Origin of the sequence: Paenibacillus sp. PvR133 (genome assembly GCF_017833155.1) — a bacterium.
In the GTDB taxonomy this organism is placed as follows: Bacteria; Bacillota; Bacilli; order Paenibacillales; family Paenibacillaceae; genus Paenibacillus; species Paenibacillus polymyxa_B.
Window position 1 is genome coordinate 4415706 of record NZ_JAFIBS010000001.1, and the last position, 17439, is coordinate 4433144.

At 44.2% G+C, this 17439-nt stretch carries 17 protein-coding genes; 4 read left to right on the plus strand and 13 right to left on the minus strand.

What is annotated here, in order from left to right; all coding sequences use genetic code 11:
- Nucleotides 1–6: 6 nt before the first annotated feature.
- Nucleotides 7–186, plus strand: a complete 180-nt coding sequence (locus JOE49_RS19180) for a hypothetical protein (protein WP_160791029.1) — start codon at nucleotides 7–9, stop codon at nucleotides 184–186.
- Nucleotides 187–701: 515 nt separating this feature from the next.
- Complete coding sequence (locus tag JOE49_RS19185; protein ID WP_007432475.1) at nucleotides 702–869, plus strand: hypothetical protein; 168 nt, start codon at nucleotides 702–704, stop codon at nucleotides 867–869.
- A 117-nt stretch (nucleotides 870–986) separates the two neighbouring features.
- Here JOE49_RS19185 and JOE49_RS19190 read toward each other — a convergent pair whose 3' ends face one another.
- The 11 genes from JOE49_RS19190 to JOE49_RS19240 all read right to left on the minus strand — a co-directional run bounded on the left by JOE49_RS19190 (nucleotide 987) and on the right by JOE49_RS19240 (nucleotide 13090).
- A complete protein-coding gene (locus tag JOE49_RS19190; RefSeq protein WP_053325571.1) occupies nucleotides 987–2033 on the minus strand; it encodes a FecCD family ABC transporter permease in 1047 nt (348 codons plus the stop codon).
- A 1-nt stretch (nucleotide 2034) separates the two neighbouring features.
- Nucleotides 2035–3099, minus strand: coding sequence for a FecCD family ABC transporter permease (locus JOE49_RS19195; RefSeq protein WP_025720646.1), 1065 nt, complete (start codon nucleotides 3097–3099; stop codon nucleotides 2035–2037).
- 224 nt (nucleotides 3100–3323) lie between these two features.
- Entirely contained in the window at nucleotides 3324–4274 is a 951-nt protein-coding gene (locus tag JOE49_RS19200; protein ID WP_481856251.1) for an ABC transporter substrate-binding protein, read from the minus strand.
- Nucleotides 4275–4342: 68 nt separating this feature from the next.
- Nucleotides 4343–6058: an ABC transporter ATP-binding protein gene (locus JOE49_RS19205; RefSeq protein ID WP_209942458.1), complete on the minus strand. Its 1716-nt coding sequence runs from the start codon at nucleotides 6056–6058 to the stop codon at nucleotides 4343–4345.
- Nucleotides 6059–6090: 32 nt separating this feature from the next.
- The gene (locus tag JOE49_RS19210; RefSeq protein WP_209942460.1) at nucleotides 6091–7098 is read right to left on the minus strand and encodes an ABC transporter substrate-binding protein; all 1008 of its coding nucleotides are present in this window, start codon (nucleotides 7096–7098) and stop codon (nucleotides 6091–6093) included.
- A 220-nt stretch (nucleotides 7099–7318) separates the two neighbouring features.
- Entirely contained in the window at nucleotides 7319–8239 is a 921-nt protein-coding gene (gene rbsB / locus JOE49_RS19215; protein WP_025720638.1) for a ribose ABC transporter substrate-binding protein RbsB, read from the minus strand.
- A 33-nt stretch (nucleotides 8240–8272) separates the two neighbouring features.
- A complete protein-coding gene (locus JOE49_RS19220) occupies nucleotides 8273–9241 on the minus strand; it encodes an ABC transporter permease subunit (protein WP_013310465.1) in 969 nt (322 codons plus the stop codon).
- 1 nt (nucleotide 9242) lies between these two features.
- Nucleotides 9243–10724 carry a sugar ABC transporter ATP-binding protein gene (locus tag JOE49_RS19225; RefSeq protein WP_023988927.1) on the minus strand — a complete coding sequence of 494 codons (1482 nt, stop codon included), beginning with the start codon at nucleotides 10722–10724 and terminating at the stop codon, nucleotides 9243–9245.
- A gap of 30 nt (nucleotides 10725–10754) precedes the next feature.
- Entirely contained in the window at nucleotides 10755–11189 is a 435-nt protein-coding gene (gene rbsD / locus JOE49_RS19230; RefSeq protein ID WP_209942462.1) for a D-ribose pyranase, read from the minus strand.
- Between the two features lies 1 nt (nucleotide 11190).
- The gene (rbsK, locus tag JOE49_RS19235; protein WP_068942581.1) at nucleotides 11191–12069 is read right to left on the minus strand and encodes a ribokinase; all 879 of its coding nucleotides are present in this window, start codon (nucleotides 12067–12069) and stop codon (nucleotides 11191–11193) included.
- A complete protein-coding gene (locus JOE49_RS19240; RefSeq protein WP_209942465.1) occupies nucleotides 12062–13090 on the minus strand; it encodes a LacI family DNA-binding transcriptional regulator in 1029 nt (342 codons plus the stop codon). The genes rbsK and JOE49_RS19240 overlap by 8 nt, the downstream gene beginning before the upstream one ends.
- A gap of 212 nt (nucleotides 13091–13302) precedes the next feature.
- Between JOE49_RS19240 and JOE49_RS19245 the strand changes: the two genes are divergently transcribed.
- Nucleotides 13303–14031 (plus strand): DsbA family oxidoreductase, encoded by a 729-nt coding sequence (locus JOE49_RS19245; protein WP_160790117.1) that lies wholly within the window; start codon nucleotides 13303–13305, stop codon nucleotides 14029–14031.
- 94 nt (nucleotides 14032–14125) lie between these two features.
- On the opposite strand, the gene JOE49_RS19250 is transcribed toward JOE49_RS19245, so the two are convergent.
- Nucleotides 14126–14914: an SDR family oxidoreductase gene (locus tag JOE49_RS19250; RefSeq protein ID WP_023988932.1), complete on the minus strand. Its 789-nt coding sequence runs from the start codon at nucleotides 14912–14914 to the stop codon at nucleotides 14126–14128.
- Between the two features lie 188 nt (nucleotides 14915–15102).
- Nucleotides 15103–16107, minus strand: a complete 1005-nt coding sequence (locus JOE49_RS19255; RefSeq protein WP_209942473.1) for a copper amine oxidase N-terminal domain-containing protein — start codon at nucleotides 16105–16107, stop codon at nucleotides 15103–15105.
- Between the two features lie 250 nt (nucleotides 16108–16357).
- Here JOE49_RS19255 and JOE49_RS19260 point away from each other — a divergent pair, with 250 nt between their 5' ends.
- Nucleotides 16358–17275 carry an AEC family transporter gene (locus JOE49_RS19260; protein ID WP_076159586.1) on the plus strand — a complete coding sequence of 306 codons (918 nt, stop codon included), beginning with the start codon at nucleotides 16358–16360 and terminating at the stop codon, nucleotides 17273–17275.
- The last annotated feature ends 164 nt before the right edge of the window (nucleotides 17276–17439 follow it).

Genomic DNA, 17439 nt, shown 5'->3' on the forward strand with positions numbered 1-17439 from the left:
GGTATTATGAATGCACACAAAATAGACGTATCCAGAGCCGTGCTTCATTCGGATCATGGCTTCCAGTATCCGTCTACGGCGTACACACAGGACTTGAAAAGTTCGGCCTCAAAGGCAAGTGGTGCGGACTGGCAGAATAGTCGTAATTCGGCCAGCTCCCCTCATGATCTCAATTTCTTCATTTGATTTTTAAATAATCATTAATGTATCTCCTCACTTCCAAAATGTTATAGCCTCTTATTCTTTTCTTTTCATTAGGTAGTTGTAATGACTCCGACATTTAGAACTGCAAAATTTGGTTAACTGAGCTCGCTGATATGGAATATACCAATGATTGCATTGAATACACCTTTGCAGTTCTAGTTGCTCCCCTCCATAGCTTTCAGCAAAATTTTAAATGGATTAATACACTAAATCCGTTTATATCAAAAAACATGAGCTAGTCAAATTATATACATGAAGTTAATTACGTCTAATCTCCTGTTATCGCCAGCATCAGGAAGTATATCTAAGAACTCATGGGGTGAGTCGCTGTCGACACGGCATGGATGATGAGAAAAAGTAATTTGCAGTCTCGCTCCGTTTTCCCTTGATCATCTAGCACGATATACTTAAAGAAGTCGAAAGGCAAACTTATATTCAGCCTATGCTCATTTCAAAAATGTAGGTTTATTCATGACAAAGGGAGTGTTCATTTATTTATGAGTACCGAAATGCTGGAACGTCGAAGTGAAATTCTAAAACGAAACATCCATCAGTTGCTGGTTCAGGAAAATCAACACGGCGTGACACGTCAGGAAAATTACACGTTACATAAAATGATCAGAGAGCTGCATCAAACCTCTCATGCCTTGAATACTTCCCGTTGAGATGAAAGGCTGCTAAATCAAATGAAAAAAATAACCTTCAGCCCCACTTCCTTAGTGGTGTTGAAGGTTATTTGTTGTGTGTATCCTTTAATTGACAGGTGGTATCCTTTCGTGATGTTACCCTTTGGAGCGACTCAGCAGATATAAAAAGTATGGCGCACCAATGATGGCTACAATCAAACCTGTCGGTATTTCTTTCTGTAAAGGTAAGGATCGTGTGATCGTATCCGCTACAAGTACCAGGAGTGCTCCGACTAAAGCACAGGTTACCAGCAGCATTTTATGCTTCGGACCCACCAGCTTTCTCGCCAAATGTGGAGCCACCAAACCGACAAAGCCGATACCGCCGCTAACCGAAACACTAGAACTGGCCAATCCAACCGCAGCAGCGAGAAGGAGAATACGTTCCTTTTCGATAGGTGTACCCAACCCCGATGCCGTCTGATCTCCCAGATTAAGCACATTCATCACATTTGCTTTGTAGTATGCGAAAGGAAGCAATACAATCAGCCAAGGCAACAGAGCCATTACGAATTTCCAGTTTGAGCCCCAGATGCTTCCTGCTAACCAATTAGCTACAAACGTGTAGCTTTCAGGTGTCAGCTTAAGAGTCATAATGATCATCGCAGCACTGATACCCGCCGCTACGCCAATTCCGCTCAGCAGTAGCCTTGTCGGGGAAATTCCTTCGCCTTTCTTGTAAGAAAGCGCGTAGATGAGAATAGCAGCTGCTCCTGATCCAATCAGCGCAAGAGCGGGAAGTAAAAACAATGAATTCGTAGTTTGCATAGATGGAAAAAGCAATACAAACAGCATGACCATCAGCCCGGCGCCCGCATTAATCCCCAGAATACCAGGGTCCGCTAGGCCGTTACGTGAGACCCCTTGCATGATGCAGCCAGAAACAGCAAGACCTGCACCGATTAGAAGAGAAATAACCATTCGCGGCAATCGGAATTCAAAGAGGATTAATTCCTGCTGTGGAGTCCCTTGTCCAAACAAGGTTCTAAATAGCTCCATTGGCGAAAGCCGGATGGTTCCCGTATTCGCGCTTATGGTGAACGCAGCAATGAGCAATACGAGCAGAATAATTACAACCATCCAATCATGGATTTTTTTACGATGACTAGCTTTGGCAATAGCCCCATTCGTAACGTTATTCATCTTACAGCGCCCTCCTTTCTTTACGTGCCAGATAAAGGAAGAATGGAACCCCAATTAAGGCAATAAGTACGCCCACTGGTGTTTCCTCAGGTGCGTTAATCATACGGGCTGCCAGATCGGCAAACACAATGAGTAAAGCTCCCATAATGGCCGAGCATGGAATAATCCAGCGATAATCGACGCCAACCAGCTTGCGGGTTATATGGGGAATAATTAATCCCACGAAACCTATAGAACCAACCAACGACACCGCTGCACCCGCCAGAATCAGAACAAGAATCATCCCGACTACCTTTACCACCCCAGTTCGCTGACCAAGACTTAACGCAATTTCATCTCCCAGACTAAGCAGCGTAATAGAGCGCGACAACATGAGAGCGCCGATAAAAGCTGCCACAACCCAAGGCAAAACTATACCGAGCTGAACCCACTTGGTTCCACTAAGCCCTCCGGCATACCAAAAGGCTAAATCCTGTCCAACATTAAAGTACAAACTAATTGCATCTCCTAAGGCAGACAGCAATGCCGTGACAGCTGCGCCCGCCAATACAAGACGAACTGGCGTAAGACCTGATTTGGAGATGGAGCTTGTACCATATACCATCACAACAGCCAGAGCTGCACCAACAAAGGAATACAACATTAACTGTAAAAAGGAAGATCCGGGAAAAAGGGCAAAGCAAATCGCCATCGCCAAGCTGGCTCCCGAGTTCAGTCCAAGCAAGCCCGAGTCAGCAAGCGGATTTCGAGTCATACCTTGCATAATTGCACCTGCTACGGCAAAGCAAACTCCGATTAAAACCCCACCCAGAATCCGAGGTAGACGGATTTCCCAAATAATTTGATGGTTTTGCAACTCGGGTTTAAAATGAAAAACGGCGTTCCACACCTCTTCCAGCCTAATAGAGGCTGCACCAAAAGATAGGGATAGCGCGATACCGAACGCTAAAAGTCCAAGCCCAGCTGTCAGGATAAGCGAAGCTGCCCATGGTCGCGAGTGGAATTGAGTCGGCGACTGGTTATGATTGCTTTGAGCGGGGCTATCCGATGATTCTGATAATTTCATAACTATTGTTCACCCTTACTGTTGAATAGTATGTAGCTATCACGAACTGTGTTGAAGATGATGTTGATAATGAGAATTATTATCATGCAATCTTTACTATTGTAAATTAATGTGGCAACGGCTTCAATAGCAAATTTCGAGGAATGCCTAATGATCTGCCCTATTGTGAAAAAATAAAGCCCTTCGGCATAAATACCAAAGGGCTGCCAACAACACCGAAGCGACTACTTCTGTGCGGCGTTCTCTTTATTCCGCTGGACGATCATATCTGCGATTTCTTCAGCTTGCCCTACAATAGCGATGGGATCGAAGTACCAATATCGATCCTCTTGGAGCTCAAAAACCTTACCTTGCCGGACTGCATTCAGTGATTTCCATATGCTGTCTCCTTCGTAACCGCCCAAATCCTTGTTAACCGTCAGAAAGATATAAGAGCCGGCATATTGATTAATGACTTCTTTTGACACCGATTTCCATTGAGTCTCACCTAATAATTCTTTTTGGACAAGCGGCGGAGGTGTCAAATTCAGTCCTCTGTATACCGCCTGTCCTCCTCTGCCAAAATTATCACCATAGACATAGTATTCTTTTTCCGAAGCTTCCATTACGGTGAAAGTATCTCCAGACTGAACAATTCCCTTTAGCTTGTCACGTGCAGCCTGCATTCGCTGATCGTATTGAGCAAGCCATGTTTTGGCTTCCTGTTCTTTTCCAAGCAGTTCACCAAAAGCTGTCAGTTCCTCATGCACATTCTTGTACGTTCCATAAGGAATCACGATGGTCGGAGCAATTTTACTGTATTTTTCATATTCAGAAGCATCTTTGGAACCAATCAGAATCAAATCCGGCTGCAGAGTCAATACTTTCTCAATGGATACACTTCCGCGGTCTCCAATGCTTGTAATTCCCTGTACAAGATCCTTCGAAAACGGATTATCCAGATAATATTTAACACTTCCCACAGGTTTAATTCCTAGTGCTAATAAATCATTCAGGTACAAATCCACTACAACCCGCTGAGGGTGAACCGGTATCTTAATATCTCCATGAATCGTTTTGACTGTTTTCGTTTCCTCTGATTTTTGTTCACTAGAACTTTGATTCTGCTTTTCATCCGGCTGCTTTACGTTTCCACCACAGGCGGTAAGAACTAAAATGACTGACAGAAGCATCATCACAATCCACATTTTCTTTGTCAAACTCGTTCATTCCTCTCTCTATTTACGGCGTCATATCGACCTATTTACGTTCCATATTGAGCTTGGTGCAGGCGGCTATATGCCCCTTTTACTGCTAATAACTCTTCATGTCTGCCTTGCTCGGCAATCCCTTGATCTGCAACTACGATAATGCGGTCAGCATTTTTGATCGTTGCCAAACGATGCGCAATAACGAGTGTCGTACGGCCTTGGGATAGCTCTGTCAGCGCCTGCTGAATCGCGGCTTCTGTCTCTGTATCCAATGCTGATGTCGCTTCATCTAAAATGAGAATTGGCGGATTTTTAAGGAACATCCGGGCAATAGACAAACGTTGCTTTTGACCACCGGAGAGCTTCACACCTCGCTCACCGATCATTGTATCCAGACCATCCGGATATGAGCGAACAAGGTCTTCAATCTGAGCTCGACGAGCAGCATCCCAGATTTCTTCTTCCGAAGCATCCAGCTTACCATAAGCGATATTTTCACGAATCGTTCCATCAAAGAGGAATACATCCTGCTGTACGATACCAATCATGGATCGCAGCGATTCCAGCTTCATTTCACGGATATCCATCCCATCAATGGTAATGCTGCCTTCCTCGACATCGTAGAAGCGAGGCAACAAACTGCAAAGTGTCGTTTTACCTGCTCCTGAAGGACCCACAAGTGCTACGGTTTCACCCGCATGGATAGATAGGTCCACTTTGCGTAATACCTTATCTTTGTTCTCGTAACCAAACGTTACACCTGCAAATTGAATATCTCCGTTAAGATGGCCAACCGCCTTGGCCCCAGGCAGATCTTCTACATCCGATTCACTTTCCAGCAAATCCAGATACCGTCGGAAGCCGGCAATCCCTTTCGGATACGTTTCGATGACAGAATTAATTTGTTTAATCGGCCCCAGGAATACATTAGACAGCATCACAAATGCGATAAATTCCCCGTAGGTCATCTGTCCTTTGATAACAAACCATGTTCCACACACAAGCACAAACAATGAAACCAGCTTCATTAGTATAAAACTAATTGAGGAATTCCAGGCCATAATCCGGTACGCGATCAGCTTCGTTTTACGGAAACGTCCATTATTTTCAGCAAAACGCTCCATTTCATGAGCTTCGTTGGAGAACGCTTGAACAACGCGAATCCCGCTGACGTTATTTTCAATACGAGCGTTGTAATCCGCAATATCAGAAAACATACGATGGAAAGCAGCAGACATTTTTCGGCTGAAATAAAGAGACAAGTAAATCATGAGGGGTACAATGATGAAAGTCAGTACAGCCAGCTTCCAGTTAATACCGAGCATGATACCAAAGGCTCCCCCCAGTGTCATCAACGCGATGAACAAATCTTCAGGTCCGTGGTGGGCAATTTCCCCAATATCCATTAGATCGTTGGTCATACGTGAAACGAGATGCCCTGTTTTGTTATTGTCAAAAAAACGAAAAGATTGCTTTTGTACCCGATCAAACAGCTTTTTACGCATGTCCGATTCGATGTTAATGCCCAGCTTGTGCCCCCAATAGGTAACCACGTAATTCAGCGCAGCACTTATGACATAAATACCGAGTAGAGCTAGACAGGCATATAAAATCCATTTCCAGTTCCCGCTGGGCAGCAAATCATCGACCACCCGGTTGACTGCAAGCGGAAAAGCCAGCTCCAGCAGTGCAGCTAGCAAGGCACAAGAGAAATCAATGATGAACAAAGTCCGGTAAGGACGGTAGTATTCAAAAAATCGTCTAAGCATAGTCATGACTTCTCCTTTCTAATTTCGAGTGATTATTTAGGATCGACGGAAAGCATGTTAACGGCTTCATCCAGCGATTTGTCAATAGCAAGCGGCGAGTAGGTAAACCACGGGTCAGCTTTGATGAAATACACTTTGTGGTTCTTGACAGCCGGGAGATTTCTCCACAATGCACTTTGCTCAATTTGCTTAAGCATTCCGTCCTTGCTCGCTTCATCATAAACCAGCATAATAATTCGGTCTCCTGATAGTTCAGGTAACTTTTCCATTGAAATAACATCATAAACATAATTAAATCTCGGGTCCTTCGCCAGCTTCTGGCGTATGTACTCAGGAGGATTCAATTCCAGTGAACGGTAAATGACATGTCCTACATTTCGCGCTCCATATACTCTTAGCACATCCTTACCGTAGGTCATATAAATGGTAACCGTTTCATCTTTTTTGAATTTTCCAGCCAGCTTCTTTCGACCTTCTTCAGCCTTTTTGTCGAAACTAGCGATCCACTGCTCGGCTTCCTTGTCCTTACCCAGCACGGCTGCGATATCCCGCAGTTGCTTAAATACATCCCCATCTCCAAACAAAACGACTACGGTTGGAGCAATTTTATCCAGCTGCTCTTTCACTTCTGGCGTGGTATCTTCTGTTGTGATGATCAGGTCCGGTTGTAGCTCCAGCACCTTTTCTACATTTGTCGGGTTCCCAATATCCGCAACTCCGTCAATCTTACCTTTTAAATATTCTCCTTCTAACAAATGGGAAGCAGCACCTGCAGGCTTAACTCCCAAGGCCAGCATAGCATCCAAATATTGTGTTGTGACGACTCGCTGTGGATTTACAGGGATACTGATCTTATTGCCAGTGGCATCAGTATATTCGCGCATGACAACCGTTTTGGATTGCCCGGAAGGATCATTAGTGCTGGTCTTATCGTTTGTCTGGTTGTTGCTAGCTGTGTTTCCACATGCACTCAATACAACCATCAAAAGAACCACAAGACAAAGCGTGGATTCCCATTTTAATCTGTACCTTTGTTGCACAATATACGTCCTCCTTAGATATATACAATTCATAATATGATAGTGATTCTCATTATCATATAATTGTTATTCTATCTTTTACCGTCTCTTCTTACAATACAAAAATTAAAAACTTCCATTTATGTGGTATGTATCATCATCGTAGATTAGTCAAAAAAAGGACTGATGCGTATGTTTTGCATCAGTCCGAAGGCTTAATATGTCGGGTCAAGTACCCATTTTATTTCGATTGGTCCACCAACTCCAGCTTAGCAGGAATTGATGTTTTCACAGTTTTACCTTGAAGTACATCCTTGGCTGCCTGCACCGCCAATTGTCCAATAAGCTCGGGTTGCTGAGCTACAGTGGCTGTCAGTTTCCCTTCCTTAATTGATTTAAGCGCATCCTCGTTACCGTCAAAACCGATGACTGGAATGTTCTTACCTGAGCTTTGGATTGCTTCGATAGCACCCAACGCCATTTCATCATTGTGGGCAAATACAGCCTGTACGTCCGGGTTTCCTTGCAGCAGATTTTCCATCACGTTCAAACCTTTGGTCCGATCAAAATCGGCCGATTGTTTTGCTATGACTTTCAGATCCTTATCTGCTACTTCATGGAAGCCTTTCCCACGTTCACGGGTAGCGGATGCTCCTGGAACACCTTCCAGCTCAATCACTTTGGCACCTTTTCCAACTTGATCAATCACATATCTGGCAGCCATTCGTCCTCCCTCTACGTTGTCTGAAGCGACGAGTGCTTTTACGTCTCCTTTGTCAGCAGAACGATCCAGTGTAATAACCGGGATGTTCAATGCATTCGCTGATTGTACCACAGTGGAGATGGCCGACGAATCTGTCGGATTAATGAGTAACGCGTTTACTCCCTGTTGAATCAGATCATCCACGTCATTACTTTGTTTCGCCGAATCATTTTGTGCATCCACAACAATGACCTGCATTCCTTGTTTTTTGGCCTCTGCCACAACTCCGTCTTTGAGAGATACGAAGAATGGATTATTCAGTGTTGAGATCGACAAGCCGATTTTAATGTCCTTCAGGTTCGCGGCCGCTTTAGGTTTCGCCCATTCGGGCGGTTCCAAGGAACACCCTGTCATGAGCAGGAGCAGCAAGGCAGTCATGATTAATGTAAGCTTTTTCATATTTTGTGTCTCCTTCTACGCAGATTAGGTGTATTATGCGGATTTTTTACGGTCAATCAGTACAGCAATAGCGATGACTATCCCTTTTACGACCATTTGATAAAAAGAATTAACCCCCAGCAAGTTCAAGCCATTGTTTAGTGTACCGATGATAAGCACACCAATTAACGTACCTACGATTCGTCCGCGTCCTCCCGAGAGACTTGTTCCACCTAATACGACAGCCGCAATGGCATCCAATTCATAAGAAGTACCTGCTGTCGGTTGCGCCGAGTTCAAACGTGAAGTCAAGATAGCACCCGCCAACGCGGAAAGCATTCCAGCCAGAGAGTAAATCCAGATTTTTACACGCGGTACTTTAATACCGGATACAATCGAAGCCTTCTCGTTACCACCAATGGCATACGTTTTGCGTCCAAATGGTGTTTTATGCAAAATGATCCATAAAACAGCAAAGGTAATGAGCATCGTAATCGCTGGAACCGGAATACCGAACTGATAGCCACGTCCGAATAATTGAAATACCAGACTGTCTCCGAGTCCTGTAATAGGGTTACCATTGGTATATACGAGTGTCAATCCTCTGAAAATGGTCATGGTTGCTAGTGTAGCGATGAACGGAGCCATTTTACCTTTCGTAATCATCAAGCCGTTGACCATCCCCATCACGCCACCCAATGCACAGCCGATGATAATCGCCAAAATAGGATCGAACCCGGCTAGCATCATATTTGCGACAAAAGCACTGGATAGTGCTAATATGGAGCCGACTGACAAATCAATTCCGCCTGTGAGAATAACGAAGGTCATACCGAACGCAATTAACGCATTAATGGATACCTGGCGCAATAAATTCAAAATATTAAGCGGTTCCAAAAAGCTGGGATTTAAAACCGATACGATAATTACCAAAATAATGAGTCCCAACAACGGGCCAAGCTTCTGTGTGATTTGTGACATTTGAAAGCCTTTGCTACTTTTTGATTCATTCATAGTTGTCATATTACTGTCCTCCTGTAGCTAGCGTCATAATATTTTCTTGTGTGGCTTCTTCCCTGCTCAGCTCTCCGCTGATCTTTCCCTCGTGTACCACGACAATACGATCGCTCATGCCGAGTACCTCAGGGAGTTCCGAGGATACCATGATAATCGCGACTCCACGTTCGGTCAGCTCGTTCATCAACTGGTAGATTTCCCGCTTGGCTCCCACATCCACACCTCTCGTCGGTTCGTCAAGAATGAGCACATTTGGACCAATACCTACCCATTTGGCAATAACCACCTTTTGCTGATTACCACCTGACAAACTGCGAACCGTTGTTTCGCCAGATTGGGTTTTAATTTGTAAGCGCTTAATTAAAGTATTAACAAAATCTAGCTCTTTTTTACCTGAAATAAATCCTTTTGAAGTAAAGCTGAACAGATTTGGCAGCACCATATTTTCCCGGATGGAAAAGTCCAGCACCAAGCCCTCATCTTTTCGGTCTTCTGTAATGAAGCCAATCCCAAGTTTCACCGCATCATCCGGCTTACGAATAGACACTTTTTTTCCACGCACATGAATCTCACCACGATCCAAAGCATCCAGTCCAAATAACGCCCGCATGATCTCGGTCCGTCCCGAGCCCATTAAGCCTGAAAAACCTACAATTTCCCCAGATCGTACAGTGAAATTCACATTTTCAAATAACCCTTTATGCGAAGCATTTTTGACCTCCAGCACCACTTCTCCCAAAGCAGGCGTTCTTACCGGGTAGCGTTCAGTCAGCTCTCTACCCACCATTTTCCGTACAACTTCATCAAAATGCGTATCGGGAATCGCCTGAGTATCCACCGTTTTCCCGTCACGCATGATGGTAATCCGATCACAGATCGCGAATATCTCCTCCATCCGATGTGAAATATACACAATCGAAACACCATCTTTTTTCAAGGAAGTAATAACCTCGAACAGCTTCTGAATTTCTCGTTCGGTTAAGGCGGCTGTCGGCTCATCCATCACGATAACTTTAGCATCCGTCATGAGTGCTTTGGCAATTTCAATCATCTGCTGTTGACCCACTGAACAATCGCCTGCTTCACCGTTCAATGGAAGATTTACCGAAAGCTTGCTGAATTGTTCATTTGCTAGCGCTTTCATTTTAGAACTGTCTAGCAAGCCCCACTTGGATGTCATTTCCTTGCCGATAAATAGATTTTCCAGCACGGTCATCTCCGGCCACACATTCAGTTCCTGGTGAATAAAAGCAATTCCTTTTTGCTCCGCTTCTTTGGGGTCGGCAAAATAGGTTTCCTGACCGTCAATGATGATCGTTCCCTCATCTCGCCGATGCAGTCCGATTAAAATATTCATCAGCGTTGATTTGCCTGCACCATTTTCACCCATGAGGGCATGTACTTCTCCTTCACGAAGATCAAAGTCAACACCACTCAGTACCTGATTGGTTCCAAAGGCTTTGTGAATTCCTTTCATTTGAATCTGCATGCTGTACCCTCCTTTTTATTCAACATTGATTTATCCAAAATGAACTCCTGCCTGCAAAATACAATTGGCAAACGGCTTAGCCTCTCCTGTACGAATGACCGCCTTCGCATACCGGGTCAGCTCCTTGAATTGTTCATGAGGGCAAAACTCAATGACGGCTGCCTGCTTATTAAGCTGTGGCTGTTCTAATTGCTCCCCTGCAAAGGTGCGCATAATATACTGTAATGCTTGTTCATTTTCTTGTTTGATTTCTTCGGCCAGCGTTACTTTTTCGATCACCATATCTGCTGCAATGACATCAACGACATCCTGAAAGGATGGAACACCCAGTTTAAGGGCCAAATCAATTTTGGTAACGCCTTCAGGAACAGGTAAGCCGGCATCAGCCACGACAATATAGTCTGTGTGGCCGAGATCCGACAGTATTTTGGATATATGACTGTTTAGGATTCCATGTTTCTTCATATTATATTTGCTCCTCCACTTCACGACGGGTTGGCATTCCACCTTGGGCTCCAAATTTGGTTACGGACAATGACGCAGCACGATTAGCAAATTTCACACTGTCTGCCAGCGAATTCCCTTCAGCCAATGCCACTGCAAAAGCAGCGTTAAACGTATCTCCTGCACCTGTTGTATCAACGGCTTCTACTTTATAAGTAGGAACCACGACTTCCTGTTCTCCGTCGAAGAATCGTACACCGTTGCTGCCCTCAGTCACAAACAGCTTGTTGGGATATTTGCGCAACGCTTCTTGCAGGCTCATATCCTTAAACATAATGGCAGCTTCATGCTCGTTTGGCGTAATATAGGTCGCATTCGCAATTACGCTTTCTTCCACTTCACGGGCCGGGGCTGGATTCAGCAACAAGGGTACCTGGTACTTCGCACAAATTTCGCTTACATAAACAACCGTTTCCGACGGTATTTCCTGTTGAATTAACACAATATCCGAACTTCGAATGACGTCAAGTGCTTCTTCCACATAGGCGGGTGTCACTTCATTATTTGCTGCTTTTACCACGACAATACTGTTATCACCTTCAGCGAGTACAATATGCGCTGTACCGCTTTCCATATGTGTAACCGGTTTCACATAGCCAGTATGAACATGATTTTCTTCAAAATTCCGTAAAATCTGTTCTCCAAAATGGTCATCCCCTACACGTCCAATCATCGTAACGTCTGCTCCGAGTCGTGCTGCGGCTACTGCCTGATTGGCTCCTTTACCTCCAGGTACGGTTGTAAAGCTTTCACCCAATACCGTTTCACCAGCACCGGGACGTTTGGACGAAGTAACTACGAGATCCATAGAACTGCTTCCGATAATCGAAATTTTAGCCATCATGATCCACCTTTCTTGTCGTTTCCCGTTCTATAAATTTGACGGGCAATTGTATGCTTGAATAGGTAAGTACTTTCGAATGAAGATTAGGTACGCTTGACTTCGTTACTTGCGACTGCTCAATCAACTGAATGAGTAGCCCTGCTGCTTCCCAGCCCATTTCATAAGCAGGTTGTCGGATCGTTGACAAAGGCGGGAATAACAAACTACTTAATGGTATATCATCAAACCCGATTATTTGAACATCATCCGGGATTTTCTTTCCTAATCTATGTGCCTCATGCATCACCGCTGTAGCCACGATATCGTTACTTGCGATAACTCCGTCTGTATCCGGGTACTTGCTAAACAGCTCTTTGGCCCACGACTCGGCCTCCTTGAACGAAAAGGAAGTTGTCTCGACCACATGGTAAGCAGTTCCGGATTGCTGAAGCTCTTCAACCGCCCCGCGAAAACGGTCTTGTGCTGGACGAATATGTGCAGGGCCCTGCATGACTGTAATTTGTTTGCTGCCGCGGGCAACCATTTCTTGAGCAGCCAAGCAACCGCCATGAGCTCCATCTGCATATACGGAGAGGCTGTCACTGGAAGTTCGATCGAGAAAAACGACCGGGATCTTCAGTTTGGCATAACAATCGGCATCGGGATCATTGGTAGAAGAAATAACACCAACGACATTATTTTGAACAAAAGTATCCATGTAATCCAATTCTTTTTGGCGATCTTCATCACTATTACCGAAAATAATCCGAAAATCATTTTCCTGCATTCGATCCTCCACCCCACGAGCTAACAAGGGAAAGTAAGGGTTCGTAATATCCGGCAGCAGCAGGCCGATTAATCTGGATTTCTTTTTATACAAAGAACGTGCAACTTCATTAGGCTTGTAATTTAACTGCTTCACTGCAGCCTCTACCTTTCGCCGTGTATCCTCATGTACATATCCAGTTTCATTAATAACTCTGGATACGGTCGCTACGGAAACACCTGCAAAGCTGGCGACTTCTTTAATTGTTGTCATAGTGTAGGTTCAACTCCAATGTGTAACCGGTTACACATATAAAATATCACAGCATTAATTTTTTGACAAGCATTAATTATTTGCACGTTGAATGCTTTAGCTTTATAATTCTTATTGTAACTAATGAAGTTCCACCTTAATACACATTCTAAAGGGGGGAGCACCACTCCCAGTTACTCAATAAAATACGTATACATGGAGGCTTTTTCCTTATGAATATCGAAGTTTGGTCTGATTATATGTGTCCATTCTGTTATATCGGCAAACGCCGTTTGGAGCAAGTATTACAGCAATTCCCACATCGCAATGAGGTGCAATTGACATTCAAGAGTTTCGAATTGAACCCGAATGCTGTGAGAGATAGTGGTAAAACGATCAATGAAGAACTATCAGCTAAATATGGGGTCAGTCTGCAAGAGGCTCAGGCTATGAATGATCGAATGAACGAAAACGCACGCTCTGCGGGTCTTGATTATAATATTCATGCCATGGTGCCGACGAACTCTCTTGATGCTCACCGCTTAACACTTTGGGCTCAAACACAAGGCAAAATGCTGGAGCTGAGCGAGCGTTTATTCCAAGCTGTTTTCATCGAAGGCAAGCATACAGGGGATCATGAAGTGCTGGTAGCGCTGGCTACTGAGGTTGGTTTGGATCAAAAGGAAGCGGCTGCTATATTAGCCAGTGATCGTTTTACCGACGAAGTTAGAGCTGATGAATCCGAAGGCGCTGAGTTAGGTGTTCAGGGTGTGCCATTCTTTGTATTTGATCGAAAATTTGCTGTTTCTGGTGCCCAGCCGGAGGAAGTATTTCATGATGCGCTTCAAAAAGCATGGGATGAACGCTCACCTTTCACTATGATAAGCGGCAGCTCGTCCAAACAAGATGCAGGTGGTATGTGTACCGATGAGGGTTGTGAGCTTCCAGGCCGTGAGGGCTGAACAGTCCGTGAATGAAGATTTTCTACTTCCTAAATAAATTTTAAAAAAGCGTGCCAGCACCCAATTAAACCTGAGGCTGGCACGCATCTTTATTTTATAACGATTTAATCATTCCGCCATCCACAAGGATGGTACTCCCTGTCAAATAGGATGAAGCTGAAGACGCCAGAAAAGCAACAACTTTACCGAACTCTTCAGGCTCTCCATACCGTCCCAATGGAATGCCCTCTTCTGCTTGTTTGCGAACCTGATCCGTCGTTTGCTGGGTTTTCTCAGCTCGATGCTCGTCCAAGCTACGCACGCGATCAGTTGCAATTCTCCCCGGTGCTACAGTATGTACCAGAATATTATGAGGAGCTAATTCAAGAGACAATGTTTTTGCCAATCCAGCAACTCCAGTACGCAGCGTATTTGAAATGATTAACCCCGGAATTGGCTGTTTAACTGAGGAAGAAGCAATATTTAAAATCCTACCACTTTGTTGTTTTTTCATATATGGTAACACTTCACGGATCAACCGGATATGACTAAGTAAATTTTGTTCAAAGGCCTGCATCCACACTTCATCTGTAAAATCATCAAAGGTACCGGCAGGAGGTCCACCCGCATTGTTAACCAAAATATCCACGGTGCCAAACAAATCAGCTGTACGGCGGATGGCCTGGGAGATATGTTCTGGTTTTGTTACATCGCAAACTACATATTCAACGCGGCCACTCGCTGTTTCCAGTAATTCCGCCTGCGTCCGCTGAAGCTCTGCTTCGTTCCGTCCTGAAATGACGACATTCGCACCCTCGCGTGCCAGCTCCCGTGCGCTTGCCTTGCCGAGTCCTTTACTGGAACCTGCAACAAAGGCTGTTTTTCCCGTTAATCCTAAATCCATCTATGACACTCCCTTTTCTAAGCGTTCTCTATTTAATTGTACACATGACCAGCACATAATGCGAATAGCTTGGTAGTATTATGAAGGCTATCTATCTTCTCACCATTAAAAAGAATACGAAATCATTAATTGCAAGGTAAAACAAAAAGGCCTGACAGTTAGTCAGGGCCCTTTTTGTTTACAGCACGTTATGATGTTGATGCAGGTGTTGTTGTTGGCTGCTCGTATACAACAACGGACTGGCTCTCAGGCTCCCATTTAACATTTGTCCCCAAGGCCTCTCCGATTACCCTTACAGGTACCATTGTCGTCCCATCCACTATGGATGCTGGCTGCTCGATAGAATACGGCTGACCGTTAATATATGCTTTCGGACTGTTAACAAATAATTTGACGGACACGCCGTTACGGGTGACAGTAACAGCCTTTTCTTTCGGATCCCAGGAAACCTTTGCATCCAAAGCTTCGGAAGCTGTTCTAAACGGAACAAGTGTGGTCCCATTACGGTTAATCGGTTTGGCATCGTATTTTTCACCATTCACGAACAGCTTCATACCCGACGGCCGTCCGGCCTTCTTCGAGAATTCACCCAGCTTTTTGTAGCTGTCCAGATCGGACACATTAGCCAGTACCGCCTCCTCTTGCATGTAAACGGCATCAGTCACATTTCCGTTTTCAGCCAGTAGCTCAGCTGCCTCAGTCAGTGCTTTACCAGAATTCCGGATCAATTCAAGTTCAGCAACCTGCTCCGGAGTCAAACGGTTTGGGTATTTCGTAAGCAGCAGATTCGCAATAACCGCTCCTGCCGGCTTATCCTTCGTATTTTCTACCGCGTGAAGTAGACCCTTGTAACCGTTGCGTCCCTTGTGACCATTATGGTCTTTAGACTCCTCGTATGTATCATCCGTTACTGCAACAGGTTCGGTTTTTCTGATTTCTGCGTGTTTTTCTTTTTTACTGTTTTCATCCTTTTTACCGGTTGCTTTGTCCTTTTGTTTTTTGGACTGATCATTGTCTGAGTCATGGGGATTGATTAGCTCCTCCCCGCTCTTTTCATTCCCGTCTTTAACAGACGTCTTTGCTTCCTGTTTGTTCTCCTGATCATTTCCGCGTCCCTGCTTGGCTTCAGCGGTTCCCGCTGCCAATCCCAAGACCAGTATACACGCTAGTAAGGCTGTCCAAGTGTTTCTCATGATGCGATTCCTCCTTATAGTAAAGACCAGGCTCAAATGTCCCTAGATGTATTAACGGCTTCTCTAAGCTGATTTTTTATCTTTTCTTATCTAATGTGTGAGACACCAATATAGCTGCAGTCTATAATGTCAAAATCACTATAAAATTTTATTATACGCCTAACCTATTTACACAGTATAATGAGAATTACACATGCATTTTTAAGAATCAGCCATTACATTCGCATAATAGAAAGAAGATGAAACAGACATGTTCGGCACCATTCTTTTGGACGTTGTTTTACCTATTTTTGTACTTATCGGTTTTGGTTGTATCATGCAATATTATTTTCGACTGGATTTGTATACCTTAGCTAAAATCAATTTTTACTATATCACCCCCGCAGTTGTGTTTACAGGTCTTTATAACTCGGAAATTTCTTTAATGCTCATGGGTGAGGTTTCACTTTTTTATGCTTTGTACATAGCTATTCTGTACGTAATCAGCACTACCGTCGCCAGATCTCTGAAATACAGCCCCGGAATGCGTGGAGCTTTTACAAATAGTGTAATGCTAGATAATTCAGGGAATTATGGTCTGCCAATCAATCAGTTGGTGTTCAAAGGTGACCCGTTGGCCATTTCCGTTCAAGCTCTGATTATGACCTTTCAAAGCTTTGTCACATTTACATACGGCACTTTTGTTGTGCAAAACGGCAAGGCCAATACTCGAAAAATATTAATTAATTTTTTTAAAATGCCTGTTCCCTATGCGCTTGCGCTAGGTTTGCTCCTAAATCTGCTGCATAGTCCATTGCCTAATTTACTGGCTGAACCTTTGAATTATATTAGTCAGTCGATGGTTGCCGTGGCTCTGCTTACTTTGGGGGCACAAATTGTGCAATATCCCTTTCGTTTGCGCCGGACAGCCGTGTACATCAGTATGGTACTACGCCTGATTGCTGGTCCAATGGTCGGTTTTATGCTCGTCTTGCTGCTGGGTCTTAAGGGGATTCCGGCTCAAGCCTTGCTCATTGCATCGGGTATGCCTACCGGCGTTAATACAAGTATTTTGGCGGAAGAATATAAAAATGAACCCGATTTTGCCGCACAAACAGTATTACTTTCTACGATTGTGAATGTCATTACGATGACACTGTTAATTTCAGCATCTCGGCATCTTATTTGAGGTGTATGATAAATATAAAAAATGGATTAGAGACGCTTTTTGTCTAAGGACAGGAGCGTTTCTTTTTCAAGATGAAGGGAACGTGTGTTCGTGTTATTGTTTCTTTTTTCTACTTAAAGTGGTGTGTTTGTTTTGTGGAGATCGTATGCGAGAAAGAGTTTTTT